This is a genomic window from Shigella sp. FC1544 (genome assembly GCF_001722145.1).
Lineage (GTDB): Bacteria > Pseudomonadota > Gammaproteobacteria > Enterobacterales > Enterobacteriaceae > Escherichia > Escherichia coli.
On the sequence record NZ_MECT01000592.1, the window covers coordinates 1 to 14,391 of the forward strand.

Annotated in this window: 16 protein-coding genes and 1 pseudogene; 14 read left to right on the top strand and 3 right to left on the bottom strand. The window is 49.6% G+C overall.

The genetic code is table 11. The annotated features are described in order from the left end of the window. The 3 genes from BGK49_RS24435 to iraM form a co-directional block, all read left to right on the top strand. Positions 1-139, top strand: a 139-nt coding sequence (locus BGK49_RS24435; RefSeq protein ID WP_021514769.1) for an IS1 family transposase, incomplete at its 5' end; no start/stop codon positions are given. A 157-nt stretch (positions 140-296) separates the two neighbouring features. Continuing rightward, a complete protein-coding gene (locus BGK49_RS30715) occupies positions 297-341 on the top strand; it encodes a hypothetical protein (RefSeq protein ID WP_175057952.1) in 45 nt (14 codons plus the stop codon). Positions 342-593: 252 nt separating this feature from the next. After that, positions 594-914, top strand: coding sequence for an anti-adapter protein IraM (gene iraM / locus BGK49_RS24440; protein WP_032335708.1), 321 nt, complete (start codon positions 594-596; stop codon positions 912-914). A 67-nt stretch (positions 915-981) separates the two neighbouring features. Here the strand turns inward: iraM and icd are convergent, their stop codons facing one another. After that, entirely contained in the window at positions 982-2,232 is a 1,251-nt protein-coding gene (gene icd / locus BGK49_RS24445; protein WP_000444500.1) for an NADP-dependent isocitrate dehydrogenase, read from the bottom strand. A gap of 171 nt (positions 2,233-2,403) precedes the next feature. Here icd and rluE point away from each other — a divergent pair, with 171 nt between their 5' ends. The 8 genes from rluE (at position 2,404) to roxA (ending at position 10,235) form a co-directional block, all read left to right on the top strand. Next, on the top strand, positions 2,404-3,057 hold the full coding sequence (gene rluE, locus BGK49_RS24450) for a 23S rRNA pseudouridine(2457) synthase RluE (RefSeq protein ID WP_001248665.1): 654 nt from the start codon (positions 2,404-2,406) through the stop codon (positions 3,055-3,057). Positions 3,058-3,066: 9 nt separating this feature from the next. Next, on the top strand, positions 3,067-3,528 hold the full coding sequence (gene nudJ, locus BGK49_RS24455) for a phosphatase NudJ (protein WP_000476089.1): 462 nt from the start codon (positions 3,067-3,069) through the stop codon (positions 3,526-3,528). Between the two features lie 53 nt (positions 3,529-3,581). Continuing rightward, on the top strand, positions 3,582-4,688 hold the full coding sequence (gene mnmA / locus BGK49_RS24460) for a tRNA 2-thiouridine(34) synthase MnmA (protein WP_001297484.1): 1,107 nt from the start codon (positions 3,582-3,584) through the stop codon (positions 4,686-4,688). A 35-nt stretch (positions 4,689-4,723) separates the two neighbouring features. Beyond that, positions 4,724-5,365: a high frequency lysogenization protein HflD gene (gene hflD / locus BGK49_RS24465; RefSeq protein ID WP_004984576.1), complete on the top strand. Its 642-nt coding sequence runs from the start codon at positions 4,724-4,726 to the stop codon at positions 5,363-5,365. A gap of 3 nt (positions 5,366-5,368) precedes the next feature. Continuing rightward, positions 5,369-6,739 carry an adenylosuccinate lyase gene (gene purB / locus BGK49_RS24470; protein ID WP_000423748.1) on the top strand — a complete coding sequence of 457 codons (1,371 nt, stop codon included), beginning with the start codon at positions 5,369-5,371 and terminating at the stop codon, positions 6,737-6,739. A 167-nt stretch (positions 6,740-6,906) separates the two neighbouring features. Next, positions 6,907-7,578 carry a two-component system response regulator PhoP gene (phoP, locus tag BGK49_RS24475; protein ID WP_001265481.1) on the top strand — a complete coding sequence of 224 codons (672 nt, stop codon included), beginning with the start codon at positions 6,907-6,909 and terminating at the stop codon, positions 7,576-7,578. Next, positions 7,578-9,038 (top strand): two-component system sensor histidine kinase PhoQ, encoded by a 1,461-nt coding sequence (phoQ, locus tag BGK49_RS24480; RefSeq protein ID WP_000735412.1) that lies wholly within the window; start codon positions 7,578-7,580, stop codon positions 9,036-9,038. The genes phoP and phoQ overlap by 1 nt, the downstream gene beginning before the upstream one ends. 75 nt (positions 9,039-9,113) lie before the next feature. After that, positions 9,114-10,235, top strand: a complete 1,122-nt coding sequence (gene roxA, locus BGK49_RS24485; protein WP_005027593.1) for a [50S ribosomal protein L16]-arginine 3-hydroxylase — start codon at positions 9,114-9,116, stop codon at positions 10,233-10,235. A 48-nt stretch (positions 10,236-10,283) separates the two neighbouring features. Here the strand turns inward: roxA and pepT are convergent, their stop codons facing one another. Continuing rightward, entirely contained in the window at positions 10,284-11,510 is a 1,227-nt protein-coding gene (gene pepT / locus BGK49_RS24490) for a peptidase T (protein ID WP_000359437.1), read from the bottom strand. 249 nt (positions 11,511-11,759) lie between these two features. Here pepT and potA point away from each other — a divergent pair, with 249 nt between their 5' ends. Then, entirely contained in the window at positions 11,760-12,896 is a 1,137-nt protein-coding gene (potA, locus tag BGK49_RS24500; RefSeq protein WP_000531601.1) for a spermidine/putrescine ABC transporter ATP-binding protein PotA, read from the top strand. Continuing rightward, positions 12,880-13,743, top strand: a complete 864-nt coding sequence (gene potB, locus BGK49_RS24505) for a spermidine/putrescine ABC transporter permease PotB (RefSeq protein WP_000799406.1) — start codon at positions 12,880-12,882, stop codon at positions 13,741-13,743. The genes potA and potB overlap by 17 nt, the downstream gene beginning before the upstream one ends. Before the next feature lie 231 nt (positions 13,744-13,974). On the opposite strand, the gene BGK49_RS31825 is transcribed toward potB, so the two are convergent. After that, entirely contained in the window at positions 13,975-14,070 is a 96-nt protein-coding gene (locus BGK49_RS31825) for a tail fiber assembly protein (protein ID WP_071821567.1), read from the bottom strand. A 50-nt stretch (positions 14,071-14,120) separates the two neighbouring features. On the opposite strand from BGK49_RS31825, the pseudogene BGK49_RS31350 reads away from it, so the two are divergent. Then, positions 14,121-14,267 (top strand): annotated as a pseudogene (locus BGK49_RS31350) (transposase); the annotation flags it as partial. Positions 14,268-14,391 lie beyond the last annotated feature (124 nt).

Genomic DNA, 14,391 nt, shown 5'->3' on the forward strand with positions numbered 1-14,391 from the left:
GCAGCGAATTGAGCGGCATAACCTGAATCTGAGGCAGCACCTGGCAAGGCTGGGACGGAAGTCGCTGTCGTTCTCAAAATCGGTGGAGCTGCATGACAAAGTCATCGGGCATTATCTGAACATAAAACACTATCAATAAGTTGGAGTCATTACCGTGTTTTGGTTTAGTCATCATCCAGTTATATGTATTTTAGCCAGGAACAGGTTAAACCTTTCCTATATAACTCAAAAATTGAAACCTTATTCTCATGTCATGTTTATATTCATTATTATCGTTATATAAAAAGGCAACCATAATGTTTAGCAAATTGGCACCTAGTAGCATAAAGGCTATGTTTTAATTACAGGATGTTCAGTCATTTGAATGTATAACATTATAGCTAAACAAATCTAAAACGAAGTGAATAATTTATTGTTTTCACTAAATCTCATTTTGTTTAACATCCATTGAGATTCCTTGCTTTAAATTTTGTTTTATATAAGCAATCGTTTTAATTAATTTATTTTTTGAAGGGGTAATATACTCATATGCAAAATAAAGAAATGAACATCCAAATGAACTATATTAAATACCGTGGGATAAGACATAACAAATGAAGTGGGTAGTAATTGACACGGTAATTCAACCTACATGCGGCATATCTTTTTCAGCCATATGGGGTGATATGAAAATGATCATCTGGTATCAATCTACTATATTTCTTCCTCCTGGAAGTATATTTACACCGGTTAAGCTTGGTATTATCCTTCAGGAAAAAGAATATCCTATTACTATTTATAACATTGCACCATTCAACAAGAATTTATGGAGTTTACTCAAAAGCAGTCAAGAGTGTCCTCCAGGAGAAAGCAAAATAACAAATAAATGTTTACATAATAGTTGCATTATAAAAATATGCTCGATATGCTATTAATAATATCCACATAAATAAAACAACGGGCGTGTTATACGCCCGTTTCAATATTTAACTCATGGATAGATTACATGTTTTCGATGATCGCTTCACCAAACTCTGAACATTTCAGCAGCTTAGCGCCTTCCATCAGACGTTCAAAGTCATAAGTTACGGTTTTCGCGTTGATAGCACCTTCCATACCTTTAACAATTAAATCAGCCGCTTCAGTCCACCCCATATGGCGCAGCATCATCTCAGCGGAGAGGATGATAGAGCCTGGATTTACTTTGTCCTGACCGGCGTATTTCGGCGCAGTACCGTGGGTGGCTTCAAACAGGGCGCATTCGTCACCGATGTTTGCTCCAGGGGCGATACCGATACCGCCAACCTGCGCTGCCAGGGCGTCAGAAATGTAGTCACCGTTCAGGTTCATACAGGCGATAACATCATATTCAGCCGGACGCAGCAGGATCTGTTGCAGGAATGCATCAGCAATCACGTCTTTAATGACGATCTCTTTGCCGGTGTTCGGGTTTTTAACTTTCAGCCACGGGCCGCCGTCGATCAGTTCACCGCCAAACTCTTCACGCGCCAGCTGGTAGCCCCAGTCTTTAAACGCGCCTTCGGTGAACTTCATGATGTTGCCTTTGTGCACCAGAGTCACAGAGTCACGATCGTTAGCAATTGCGTATTCGATCGCTGCACGAACCAGACGTTTGGTGCCTTCTTCCGAACACGGCTTAATACCGATACCACAATGTTCCGGGAAGCGAATTTTCTTCACCCCCATCTCTTCACGCAGGAATTTAATCACTTTCTCGGCGTCGGCAGAGTCTGCTTTCCATTCGATACCCGCATAAATGTCTTCCGAGTTTTCACGGAAGATAACCATATCGGTCAGTTCAGGGTGTTTAACCGGGCTTGGAGTGCCCTGATAGTAACGTACCGGACGCAGGCAGATGTAGAGATCCAGTTCCTGGCGCAGGGCAACGTTCAGAGAGCGAATACCGCCACCAACAGGAGTGGTCAGCGGACCTTTAATGGTAACGCGATATTCACGAATCAGATCAAGGGTTTCAGCAGGCAGCCAGACATCCTGACCATAAACCTGTGTGGATTTTTCACCGGTGTAAATTTCCATCCAGGAGATTTTACGCTCGCCTTTATAGGCTTTCTCGACTGCAGCGTCGACCACTTTCAGCATGGCTGGGGTTACATCTACACCGATTCCATCACCTTCAATGTAAGGGATAATCGGATTTTCAGGAACGTTGAGTTTGCCGTTTTGCAGGGTGATCTTCTTGCCTTGTGCCGGAACAACTACTTTACTTTCCATTCACCTCTCCTTCGAGCGCTACTGGTTTGCTCGTCTGCCACCACGTTGCATATGCGTTTGCGTCCTGCGATACGGATGCTTTAGAGCAATTTTTTGTTAATGATTTGTAATTGGCTTGTCAATACTACCCTATTGTTTGCCGTCATGAAAGATGCGCGTTATTAGGCTATAATGCGGCAATTCATAATCTCTGAAAATACCATGCAAAAAACTTCTTTTAGAAATCACCTGGTTAAGCGATTCAGCTCGCAACGTTCTACCAGGCGTAAACCTGAAAACCAGCCCACGCGTGTGATCCTGTTCAATAAACCCTACGATGTTCTTCCGCAGTTCACCGATGAAGCCGGACGCAAAACATTAAAAGAATTCATCCCGGTTCAGGGCGTTTATGCTGCAGGTCGTCTTGACCGCGATAGCGAAGGGTTACTGGTGCTGACCAATAACGGCGCGTTGCAGGCGCGTTTAACCCAGCCGGGCAAACGCACCGGGAAAATCTATTATGTGCAGGTGGAAGGTATTCCCACACAAGACGCACTTGAAGCCTTGCGCAATGGCGTAACCTTAAATGATGGCCCTACCCTGCCCGCCGGCGCGGAGCTGGTTGACGAACCAGCGTGGTTATGGCCGCGGAATCCACCAATTCGTGAACGCAAAAGTATTCCCACCAGCTGGCTGAAGATCACCTTATATGAAGGACGTAATCGCCAGGTGCGCCGCATGACCGCCCATGTTGGTTTCCCCACGCTGCGACTGATTCGTTATGCGATGGGTGATTACACTTTGGATAACCTTGCCAATGGCGAATGGCGAGAAGCAACAGAATAAGGATGCACAATGTTTAAACCGCACGTTACCGTTGCTTGCGTAGTGCACGCAGAGGGTAAATTTTTAGTCGTTGAAGAGACGATTAATGGTAAAGCGTTATGGAACCAACCTGCCGGGCATCTGGAAGCCGATGAAACCTTAGTGGAAGCTGCCGCCCGTGAGCTATGGGAAGAAACCGGCATCAGCGCGCAACCGCAACACTTTATTCGTATGCATCAGTGGATTGCGCCAGATAAAACGCCGTTTTTGCGTTTCCTCTTTGCCATTGAGCTTGAGCAAATATGCCCGACCCAGCCTCATGACAGCGATATCGACTGCTGTCGTTGGGTCAGCGCCGAAGAAATTTTAAAGGCGTCAAATCTTCGTTCGCCGCTGGTGGCGGAAAGTATCCGTTGTTATCAAAGCGGGCAACGCTATCCGCTGGAGATGATTGGCGATTTTAACTGGCCTTTTACAAAGGGTGTCATCTAAAAGGCTGCGTGATAGAATACGCCGCCTTGAAGTTCAATGTCGTGAGTGATCCAATGTCTGAAACCGCAAAAAAAGTAATCGTCGGCATGTCCGGCGGTGTCGATTCCTCCGTTTCTGCCTGGCTGTTGCAACAACAGGGATATCAGGTTGAAGGCCTGTTTATGAAGAACTGGGAAGAAGACGACGGTGAGGAATATTGCACAGCGGCAGCGGATCTGGCTGATGCCCAGGCTGTCTGCGACAAGCTCGGCATTGAACTGCACACCGTTAACTTTGCTGCCGAGTACTGGGACAACGTCTTCGAACTGTTCCTTGCCGAATATAAAGCCGGTCGCACGCCGAATCCGGATATTCTGTGCAACAAAGAGATCAAATTTAAAGCTTTCCTCGAATTTGCCGCCGAAGATTTAGGTGCCGATTATATCGCTACCGGTCATTACGTACGTCGGGCCGATGTCGATGGCAAGAGCCGCCTGCTGCGTGGTCTGGACAGCAATAAAGACCAGAGCTACTTCCTTTATACGCTCAGCCATGAGCAGATTGCGCAAAGCCTGTTCCCGGTCGGCGAACTGGAAAAACCGCAGGTGCGTAAGATTGCTGAAGATCTTGGTCTGGTCACCGCGAAGAAAAAAGACTCTACCGGCATTTGCTTCATTGGCGAACGTAAATTCCGCGAGTTCCTGGGCCGTTATCTCCCGGCGCAACCGGGCAAAATCATTACCGTCGATGGCGATGAAATTGGTGAGCACCAGGGGCTGATGTATCACACTCTCGGTCAGCGTAAAGGTCTGGGTATCGGTGGCACCAAAGAAGGCACCGAAGAACCGTGGTATGTGGTGGACAAAGACGTCGAAAACAACATTCTGGTTGTTGCGCAGGGCCATGAACACCCGCGGCTGATGTCTGTCGGGTTGATTGCCCAGCAGTTGCACTGGGTCGATCGCGAACCATTCACCGGTACTATGCGTTGCACGGTAAAAACCCGCTATCGCCAGACCGATATCCCTTGCACCGTCAAGGCGCTGGACGATGATCGCATTGAAGTGATTTTCGATGAACCGGTTGCCGCCGTGACGCCGGGCCAGTCTGCCGTCTTCTATAACGGTGAAGTGTGCCTCGGTGGCGGTATTATTGAGCAGCGTCTGCCGCTGCCGGTCTGATTATTATCTTTACTTAAAACAAGGAAGCAGTGAACGTGGCAAAGAATTACTATGACATCACCCTCGCCCTGGCCGGTATTTGTCAGTCGGCACGCCTGGTGCAACAACTCGCTCACCAGGGGCATTGTGATGCCGATGCGCTACACGTCTCACTCAACAGTATTATTGATATGAACCCCAGCTCGACGCTGGCGGTTTTTGGCGGTAGCGAAGCCAACCTGCGCGTCGGGCTGGAAACCCTGCTCGGCGTGCTCAATGCCAGCAGTCGCCAGGGCTTAAACGCCGAATTAACCCGCTACACACTCAGCTTGATGGTGCTTGAGCGCAAACTCTCCTCAGCGAAAGGCGCGCTCGACACTCTGGGCAACCGGATCAACGGCCTGCAACGCCAGCTCGAACACTTCGATTTACAGTCCGAAACGCTGATGAGCGCGATGGCTGCTATCTATGTTGATGTGATCAGCCCGCTTGGCCCGCGCATTCAGGTCACCGGTTCCCCTGCTGTACTGCAAAGCCCACAAGTGCCGGCGAAAGTTCGCGCAACCCTGCTGGCAGGCATTCGCGCCGCCGTGCTCTGGCACCAGGTCGGCGGCGGACGTCTGCAACTGATGTTTTCTCGTAATCGCCTGACCACTCAGGCAAAACAAATTCTTGCTCATTTAACCCCGGAGTTGTGATCTATGGAATTATCCTCACTGACCGCCGTTTCCCCTGTCGATGGACGCTACGGCGATAAAGTCAGCGCGCTGCGCGGGATTTTCAGCGAATATGGTTTGCTGAAATTCCGTGTACAAGTTGAAGTACGTTGGCTGCAAAAACTGGCCGCGCACGCAGCGATCAAGGAAGTTCCTGCTTTTGCTGCCGACGCAATCGGTTACCTTGATGCAATTGTCCCCAATTTCAGCGAAGAAGATGCCGCACGCATCAAAACCATCGAGCGTACCACTAACCACGACGTTAAAGCGGTTGAGTATTTCCTGAAAGAAAAAGTGGCGGAGATCCCGGAACTGCACGCGGTTTCTGAATTCATCCACTTTGCCTGTACTTCGGAAGATATCAATAACCTCTCCCACGCATTAATGCTGAAAACCGCGCGTGATGAAGTGATCCTGCCGTACTGGCGTCAACTGATTGATGGCATTAAAGATCTCGCCGTTCAGTACCGCGATATCCCGCTGCTGTCTCGTACCCACGGTCAGCCAGCCACGCCGTCAACCATCGGTAAAGAGATGGCAAACGTCGCCTACCGTATGGAGCGCCAGTACCGCCAGCTTAACCAGGTGGAGATCCTCGGCAAAATCAACGGCGCGGTCGGTAACTATAACGCCCACATCGCCGCTTACCCGGAAGTTGACTGGCATCAGTTCAGCGAAGAGTTCGTCACCTCGCTGGGTATTCAGTGGAACCCGTACACTACCCAGATTGAACCGCACGACTACATTGCCGAACTGTTTGATTGCGTTGCGCGCTTCAACACCATTCTGATCGACTTTGACCGTGACGTCTGGGGTTATATCGCCCTTAACCACTTCAAACAGAAAACCATTGCTGGTGAGATTGGTTCTTCCACCATGCCGCATAAAGTTAACCCGATCGACTTCGAGAACTCCGAAGGGAATCTGGGCCTTTCCAACGCGGTATTACAGCATCTGGCAAGCAAACTGCCGGTTTCCCGCTGGCAGCGTGACCTGACCGACTCCACCGTGCTGCGTAACCTCGGCGTGGGTATCGGTTATGCGCTGATTGCGTATCAATCCACCCTGAAAGGCGTGAGCAAACTGGAAGTGAACCGTGACCATCTGCTGGATGAGCTGGATCACAACTGGGAAGTGCTGGCGGAGCCAATCCAGACAGTTATGCGTCGCTATGGCATCGAAAAACCGTACGAGAAGCTGAAAGAGCTGACTCGTGGTAAGCGCGTTGACGCCGAAGGCATGAAGCAGTTTATCGACGGTCTGGCGTTGCCAGAAGAAGAGAAAGCCCGCCTGAAAGCGATGACGCCGGCAAACTACATTGGTCGCGCCATCACCATGGTTGATGAGCTGAAATAAACTCGTATCAGTGCCGGATGGCGATGCTGTCCGGCCTGCTTATTAAGATTATCCGCTTTTTATTTTTTCACTTTACCTCCCCTCCCCGCTGGTTTATTTAATGTTTACCCCCATAACCACATAATCGCGTTACACTATTTTAATAATTAAGACAGGGAGAAATAAAAATGCGCGTACTGGTTGTTGAAGACAATGCGTTGTTACGTCACCACCTTAAAGTTCAGATTCAGGATGCTGGTCATCAGGTCGATGATGCAGAAGATGCCAAAGAAGCCGATTATTATCTCAATGAACATTTACCGGATATTGCGATTGTCGATCTCGGATTGCCAGACGAGGACGGTCTGTCACTGATTCGCCGCTGGCGTAGCAATGATGTTTCACTGCCGATTCTGGTATTAACCGCCCGTGAAAGCTGGCAGGACAAAGTCGAAGTATTAAGTGCTGGTGCTGATGATTACGTGACTAAACCATTTCATATTGAAGAGGTGATGGCGCGAATGCAGGCATTAATGCGGCGTAATAGCGGTCTGGCTTCACAGGTCATTTCGCTACCACCGTTTCAGGTTGATCTCTCTCGCCGTGAATTATCTATTAATGACGAAGTGATCAAACTGACCGCGTTCGAATACACCATTATGGAAACGTTGATACGCAATAATGGCAAAGTGGTGAGCAAAGATTCGTTAATGCTCCAACTCTATCCGGATGCGGAGCTGCGGGAAAGCCATACCATTGATGTACTGATGGGACGTCTGCGCAAAAAAATTCAGGCACAATATCCGCAAGAAGTGATTACTACCGTTCGCGGCCAGGGCTATTTGTTCGAATTGCGCTGATGAAAAAATTACTGCGTCTTTTTTTCCCGCTCTCGCTGCGGGTACGTTTTCTGTTGGCAACGGCTGCGGTAGTACTGGTGCTTTCGCTTGCCTACGGAATGGTCGCGCTGATCGGTTATAGCGTCAGTTTCGATAAAACTACGTTTCGGCTGTTACGTGGCGAGAGCAATCTGTTCTATACCCTTGCGAAGTGGGAAAACAATAAGTTGCATGTCGAGTTACCCGAAAATATCGACAAGCAAAGCCCCACCATGACGCTAATTTATGATGAGAACGGGCAGCTTTTATGGGCGCAACGTGACGTGCCCTGGCTGATGAAGATGATCCAGCCTGACTGGCTGAAATCGAATGGTTTTCATGAAATTGAAGCGGATGTTAACGATACCAGCCTCTTGCTGAGTGGAGATCATTCGATACAGCAACAGTTGCAGGAAGTGCGGGAAGATGATGACGACGCGGAGATGACCCACTCGGTGGCAGTAAACGTCTACCCGGCAACATCGCGGATGCCAAAATTAACCATTGTGGTGGTGGATACCATTCCGGTGGAGCTAAAAAGTTCCTATATGGTCTGGAGCTGGTTTATCTATGTGCTCTCAGCCAATCTGCTGTTAGTGATCCCGCTGCTGTGGGTCGCCGCCTGGTGGAGTTTACGCCCCATCGAAGCCCTGGCAAAAGAAGTCCGCGAACTGGAAGAACATAACCGCGAATTGCTCAATCCAGCCACAACGCGAGAACTGACCAGTCTGGTACGAAACCTGAACCGATTGTTAAAAAGTGAACGCGAACGTTACGACAAATACCGTACGACGCTCACCGACCTGACCCATAGTCTGAAAACGCCACTGGCGGTGCTGCAAAGTACGCTGCGTTCTCTGCGTAGTGAAAAGATGAGCGTCAGTGATGCTGAACCGGTAATGCTGGAGCAAATCAGCCGCATTTCACAGCAAATTGGCTACTACCTGCATCGTGCCAGTATGCGCGGCGGGACATTGCTCAGCCGCGAGCTGCATCCGGTCGCCCCACTGCTGGACAATCTCACCTCAGCGCTGAACAAAGTGTATCAACGCAAAGGGGTCAATATCTCTCTCGATATTTCGCCAGAGATCAGCTTTGTCGGTGAGCAGAACGATTTTGTCGAGGTGATGGGCAACGTGCTGGATAATGCCTGTAAATATTGCCTCGAGTTTGTCGAAATTTCTGCAAGGCAAACCGACGAGCATCTCTATATTGTGGTCGAGGATGATGGCCCCGGTATTCCATTAAGCAAGCGAGAGGTCATTTTCGACCGTGGTCAACGGGTTGATACTTTACGCCCTGGGCAAGGTGTAGGGCTGGCGGTAGCCCGCGAAATCACCGAGCAATATGAGGGTAAAATCGTCGCCGGAGAGAGCATGCTGGGCGGTGCGCGGATGGAGGTGATTTTTGGTCGCCAGCATTCTGCGCCGAAAGATGAATAAATATGTCCATACTTCACGCATTACGTTAAGCATCCGTTATAATCGGTTGCAGATACCAGCCTGTGGATGCTTAACATGGAATACCAACTCACTCTTAACTGGCCCGATTTTCTTGAACGTCACTGGCAGAAACGCCCGGTGGTGTTAAAACGCGGCTTTAATAATTTTATTGACCCGATCTCTCCAGACGAGTTGGCGGGTCTGGCGATGGAAAGCGAAGTTGACAGTCGACTGGTCAGTCACCAGGATGGCAAATGGCAGGTCAGCCACGGCCCGTTCGAAAGCTACGATCATCTCGGTGAAACCAACTGGTCATTACTGGTACAGGCAGTGAACCACTGGCATGAGCCGACCGCCGCGCTGATGCGACCGTTCCGTGAACTACCGGACTGGCGTATTGATGATCTGATGATTTCTTTTTCTGTACCTGGCGGCGGCGTCGGCCCGCATCTCGATCAGTACGACGTGTTTATCATTCAGGGTACCGGACGTCGTCGCTGGCGAGTGGGCGAAAGGCTGCAAATGAAACAGCACTGCCCACATCCGGATCTGTTACAGGTCGATCCGTTCGAAGCCATCATCGATGAAGAGCTGGAGCCTGGTGATATTCTTTATATTCCGCCAGGATTCCCGCATGAAGGCTACGCGCTGGAAAATGCGATGAACTATTCCGTGGGCTTTCGCGCGCCAAATACGCGGGAACTGATTAGTGGATTTGCCGATTATGTGCTGCAACGTGAACTGGGCGGCAACTACTACAGCGATCCTGATGTTCCACCTCGCGCTCATCCTGCGGATGTTCTGCCTCAAGAGATGGATAAACTGCGTGAGATGATGCTCGAATTGATCAACCAGCCGGAACACTTTAAGCAATGGTTTGGCGAGTTTATATCCCAGTCACGTCATGAACTGGATATCGCGCCGCCGGAACCGCCTTATCAGCCAGATGAAATCTACGATGCGCTGAAACAAGGTGATGTGCTGGTGCGCCTGGGTGGTCTGCGCGTATTGCGCATTGGCGACGACGTGTATGCCAATGGTGAGAAGATCGATTCCCCGCACCGTCCGGCACTGGATGCACTCGCCAGCAACATTGCGCTGACTGCGGAGAATTTTGGCGATGCGCTGGAAGATCCGTCATTCCTCGCGATGCTCGCGGCGCTGGTCAATAGCGGGTATTGGTTCTTCGAAGGGTAAGTTTGGATTTAAGCCGGATGCGGCATCACATGCCGCATCCCTTTTCGCTTACTTCCGTTGCGCCGTTAACTCGGCAATACGGACGATCACCTGCACCGCTTTTTCCATACCTTCCAGAGTCACAAACTCATGCTTACCATGATAGTTGTAACCGCCAGTGAACAAGTTCGGGCACGGTAATCCCATAAACGACAACTGCGCGCCGTCGGTACCGCCGCGGATCGGTTTCAGTTCCGGTTCAATATCGCAGTCACGCATCGCCTGCTGGGCGATATCGAGAATATGCGGATGCTCAACCACTTTCTCGCGCATATTGTAGTAACTGTCTTCAATCACCAGTTCAATGTAGCAATCAGGATGTAACCCTTTGCCCACTTTTTTGGCGATCTCCATCATTTTACATTTACGCGCTTCAAACTGTTTACGGTCGAAATCACGGATGATGTAGTGCATATCGGCCCGTTCAACGGTGCCTTTCATGCCCGCCAGGTGATAGAAACCTTCATAGCCTTCTGTCATTTCCGGGCTTTCATCCGCCGGAACTTCCGCATGAATACGTGCCGCCAGCGACAGCGCATTTACCATCACTCCTTTCGCCGTGCCCGGATGAACATTGTTACCGACAATTTTGATATTGACCGATGCGGCGTTGAAGTTTTCAAACTCCAGTTCGCCTACGCCACCACCGTCAACAGTGTAAGCCCAGCGGGCATCGAAGGCATCAACATCAAAATGTTTCGCCCCTTTGCCCACTTCTTCATCCGGGGTAAAGGCGACGCGAATATCACCATGCGGAATGTTTTTCTGTTGCAATACCGCCAGCGCGGTCATGATTTCTGCAATACCTGCTTTGTCATCGGCACCTAACAAGGTTTTACCATCGGTGGTAATCAACGTCTGACCCAGTAGCTGATGCAGCACCGGGAACATAACCGGTGATAAAACTTCATCGCCGATACCCAGCGCAATATCGCCACCGCGATAGTTTTCAACAATTTGCGGATTAACATTTTTGCCGCTGCAATCCGGTGAGGTATCCACATGAGAAATAAAGCCAATCGCCGGGATATCGCCAGGGACGTTAGCCGGTAACGTCGCCATCAAAGTGCCCTTCTCACTTAAGGTCACATTGATAAGCCCCATTTCTTCGAGCTGCTCTTTCAGCAGATGCAATAACTTCCATTGGCCTTCCGTGCTGGGAACCTGTCTCACCCCTGCTTTTGATTGGGTATCCAGAGACACGTAGTTCAAAAATCGCTCAAGTAGTTTATCCATGTAGTCACCCTCACTTTTTGTGACAACATTATTAAGAAGCAAGAAAAGACAAATATTGCGTCAGGTCACTTTTACCCCTGCAAGCGGGAATATTTATCAGCATTACCTTAATGAATATAAAGCTAAGCCAGTAATTCACAACAAAGATTGGCGATTCAAGCGGTTTGCCGTAGAATTACAGCCCTCATTAAGAGTCACCAAGGTGGTTAACCACAAACCCCGCATCGGTAAGCCATCCGTTGCGTTTACATGGGACAGAGTAAAAAATTGAATAAACAACCGAGTTCGCTTTCACCGCTGGTGCAATTGGCGGGAATTCGCAAATGCTTTGATGGTAAAGAGGTCATTCCCCAGCTGGATCTGACTATCAACAATGGCGAGTTCCTCACGCTGCTTGGCCCTTCTGGCTGCGGTAAAACAACCGTTCTTCGCCTGATTGCAGGTCTGGAAACTGTTGATTCCGGACGCATCATGCTGGATAACGAGGACATCACCCACGTTCCGGCGGAAAACCGCTATGTGAACACTGTTTTCCAAAGCTACGCACTTTTCCCCCACATGACCGTGTTCGAAAATGTGGCCTTTGGGTTGCGCATGCAAAAAACCCCCGCTGCTGAAATTACGCCCCGCGTGATGGAAGCCCTGCGGATGGTGCAACTGGAAACCTTCGCTCAACGTAAACCGCATCAGCTCTCTGGTGGTCAACAGCAACGCGTCGCCATTGCTCGCGCGGTGGTTAACAAGCCTCGTCTGTTGTTGCTGGATGAGTCGCTCTCAGCGCTGGATTACAAACTGCGTAAGCAAATGCAGAACGAGCTGAAAGCGTTACAGCGTAAGCTTGGCATTACATTCGTCTTCGTGACTCACGACCAGGAAGAAGCACTCACCATGTCAGACAGGATTGTGGTGATGCGCGAGGGTCGCATTGAGCAAGACGGCACGCCGCGTGAAATCTACGAAGAGCCGAAAAACCTGTTTGTTGCCGGCTTCATTGGCGAAATTAATATGTTTAACGCCACGGTGATCGAGCGACTCGACGAGCAGCGCGTACGCGCCAACGTTGAAGGCCGCGAATGTAATATCTACGTTAACTTCGCCGTTGAACCGGGGCAAAAACTGCATGTTCTGCTGCGCCCGGAAGACTTACGTGTTGAAGAGATTAACGACGACAACCACGCTGAAGGGCTGATTGGTTACGTTCGTGAGCGTAACTACAAAGGCATGACGCTGGAGTCGGTTGTTGAACTGGAAAATGGCAAGATGGTGATGGTCAGCGAATTCTTCAATGAAGACGATCCTGACTTTGACCACTCTCTCGACCAAAAAATGGCCATTAATTGGGTAGAAAGCTGGGAGGTCGTACTGGCTGATGAAGAACACAAGTAAGTTCCAGAATGTAGTGATTGTCACTATTGTCGGTTGGCTTGTGTTGTTTGTCTTTCTGCCCAACCTGATGATCATTGGCACCAGCTTTTTGACCCGCGACGACGCCAGTTTCGTCAAAATGGTCTTTACGCTGGATAACTACACGCGTCTGCTCGATCCGCTCTATTTTGAAGTGCTATTGCACTCGCTGAATATGGCGCTGATCGCCACCCTCGCCTGCCTGGTGCTGGGCTATCCATTTGCCTGGTTTCTGGCGAAGCTGCCACACAAGGTGCGTCCGCTGCTGCTGTTTCTGCTGATTGTTCCGTTCTGGACCAACTCATTGATTCGTATCTACGGGCTGAAAATTTTCCTCAGCACCAAAGGCTATCTCAACGAGTTTTTGCTCTGGCTGGGCGTTATCGACACACCAATCCGTATCATGTTCACGCCCAGTGCGGTGATTATCGGTCTGGTTTACATTCTGCTGCCGTTTATGGTGATGCCGCTGTACTCCAGTATCGAAAAACTGGATAAGCCGTTGCTTGAGGCGGCGCGCGATCTCGGTGCCAGCAAGTTACAGACTTTTATCCGCATCATTATTCCACTGACGATGCCGGGGATTATTGCCGGATGTCTGCTGGTGATGCTGCCAGCGATGGGCCTGTTCTATGTGTCCGACCTGATGGGCGGTGCGAAAAACCTGCTGATCGGTAACGTCATCAAGGTACAGTTCCTCAATATTCGTGACTGGCCGTTTGGTGCAGCCACCAGCATTACGCTGACTATCGTAATGGGCCTGATGTTGCTGGTTTACTGGCGCGCTTCTCGTTTGCTGAATAAGAAGGTGAGCGAATTAGATGATTAATCATTTATATTCAATGCATTAAGTTTGTTTTTGAGTGGTTTTGCCGTTTAAGGTAACGGCGTTATAGATCCTATCAAAATCAATCAATTCCATTCTGGTTTTGGAGAAAGATTTTTCGAGAGCTTCGGTCTTTAACTAAAACTGATTGCGTATAACCCCAATACCCCTCCCCGACTATCTGAATGGTCGGGGAGGCACTTCACGCACAAAATATCATCCCTGCGCCGTTGATTACTCTGCAGGTGAAGTCGGCCACTCAATATCAGGTGCAGTTGATGTATCAACACGGTTCAGCAACACCTGAAGTGGCACACTGAATTTGGCCACCTGAACAGAGGTGATATGCTCACCTCAGAACAACACAGGTGCTCCAATGAAAAAAAAGAAATTTTAGCGCAGAGTTTAAACGCGAATCCGCTCAACTGGTTGTTGACCAGAAATACACGGTGGCAGATGCCGCCAAAGCTATGGATGTTGGCCTTTCCACAATGACAAGATGGGTCAAACAACTGCGTGATGAGCGGTAAGGCAGTATGACTTTCCGTGAGACAGATGCTGGCCAACGTGGGATATTTAACGCGGGTTAACATCGTTGTCAGAGCCGCATGGGTGAGCTGTTGCTACACCCCGGTATTTCCACCACGGAGG

Excerpts from the sequence above, each read along its gene's own strand:
- iraM (WP_032335708.1), top strand. The coding sequence starts at position 594 with ATGAAGTGGGTAGTAATTGACACGGTAATTCAACCTACATGCGGCATA.
- icd (WP_000444500.1), bottom strand. The coding sequence starts at position 2,232 with ATGGAAAGTAAAGTAGTTGTTCCGGCACAAGGCAAGAAGATCACCCTG.
- rluE (WP_001248665.1), top strand. The coding sequence starts at position 2,404 with ATGCGGCAATTCATAATCTCTGAAAATACCATGCAAAAAACTTCTTTT.
- nudJ (WP_000476089.1), top strand. The coding sequence starts at position 3,067 with ATGTTTAAACCGCACGTTACCGTTGCTTGCGTAGTGCACGCAGAGGGT.
- mnmA (WP_001297484.1), top strand. The coding sequence starts at position 3,582 with ATGTCTGAAACCGCAAAAAAAGTAATCGTCGGCATGTCCGGCGGTGTC.
- purB (WP_000423748.1), top strand. The coding sequence starts at position 5,369 with ATGGAATTATCCTCACTGACCGCCGTTTCCCCTGTCGATGGACGCTAC.
- phoP (WP_001265481.1), top strand. The coding sequence starts at position 6,907 with ATGCGCGTACTGGTTGTTGAAGACAATGCGTTGTTACGTCACCACCTT.
- phoQ (WP_000735412.1), top strand. The coding sequence starts at position 7,578 with ATGAAAAAATTACTGCGTCTTTTTTTCCCGCTCTCGCTGCGGGTACGT.
- roxA (WP_005027593.1), top strand. The coding sequence starts at position 9,114 with ATGGAATACCAACTCACTCTTAACTGGCCCGATTTTCTTGAACGTCAC.
- pepT (WP_000359437.1), bottom strand. The coding sequence starts at position 11,510 with ATGGATAAACTACTTGAGCGATTTTTGAACTACGTGTCTCTGGATACC.
- potA (WP_000531601.1), top strand. The coding sequence starts at position 11,760 with ATGGGACAGAGTAAAAAATTGAATAAACAACCGAGTTCGCTTTCACCG.
- potB (WP_000799406.1), top strand. The coding sequence starts at position 12,880 with ATGAAGAACACAAGTAAGTTCCAGAATGTAGTGATTGTCACTATTGTC.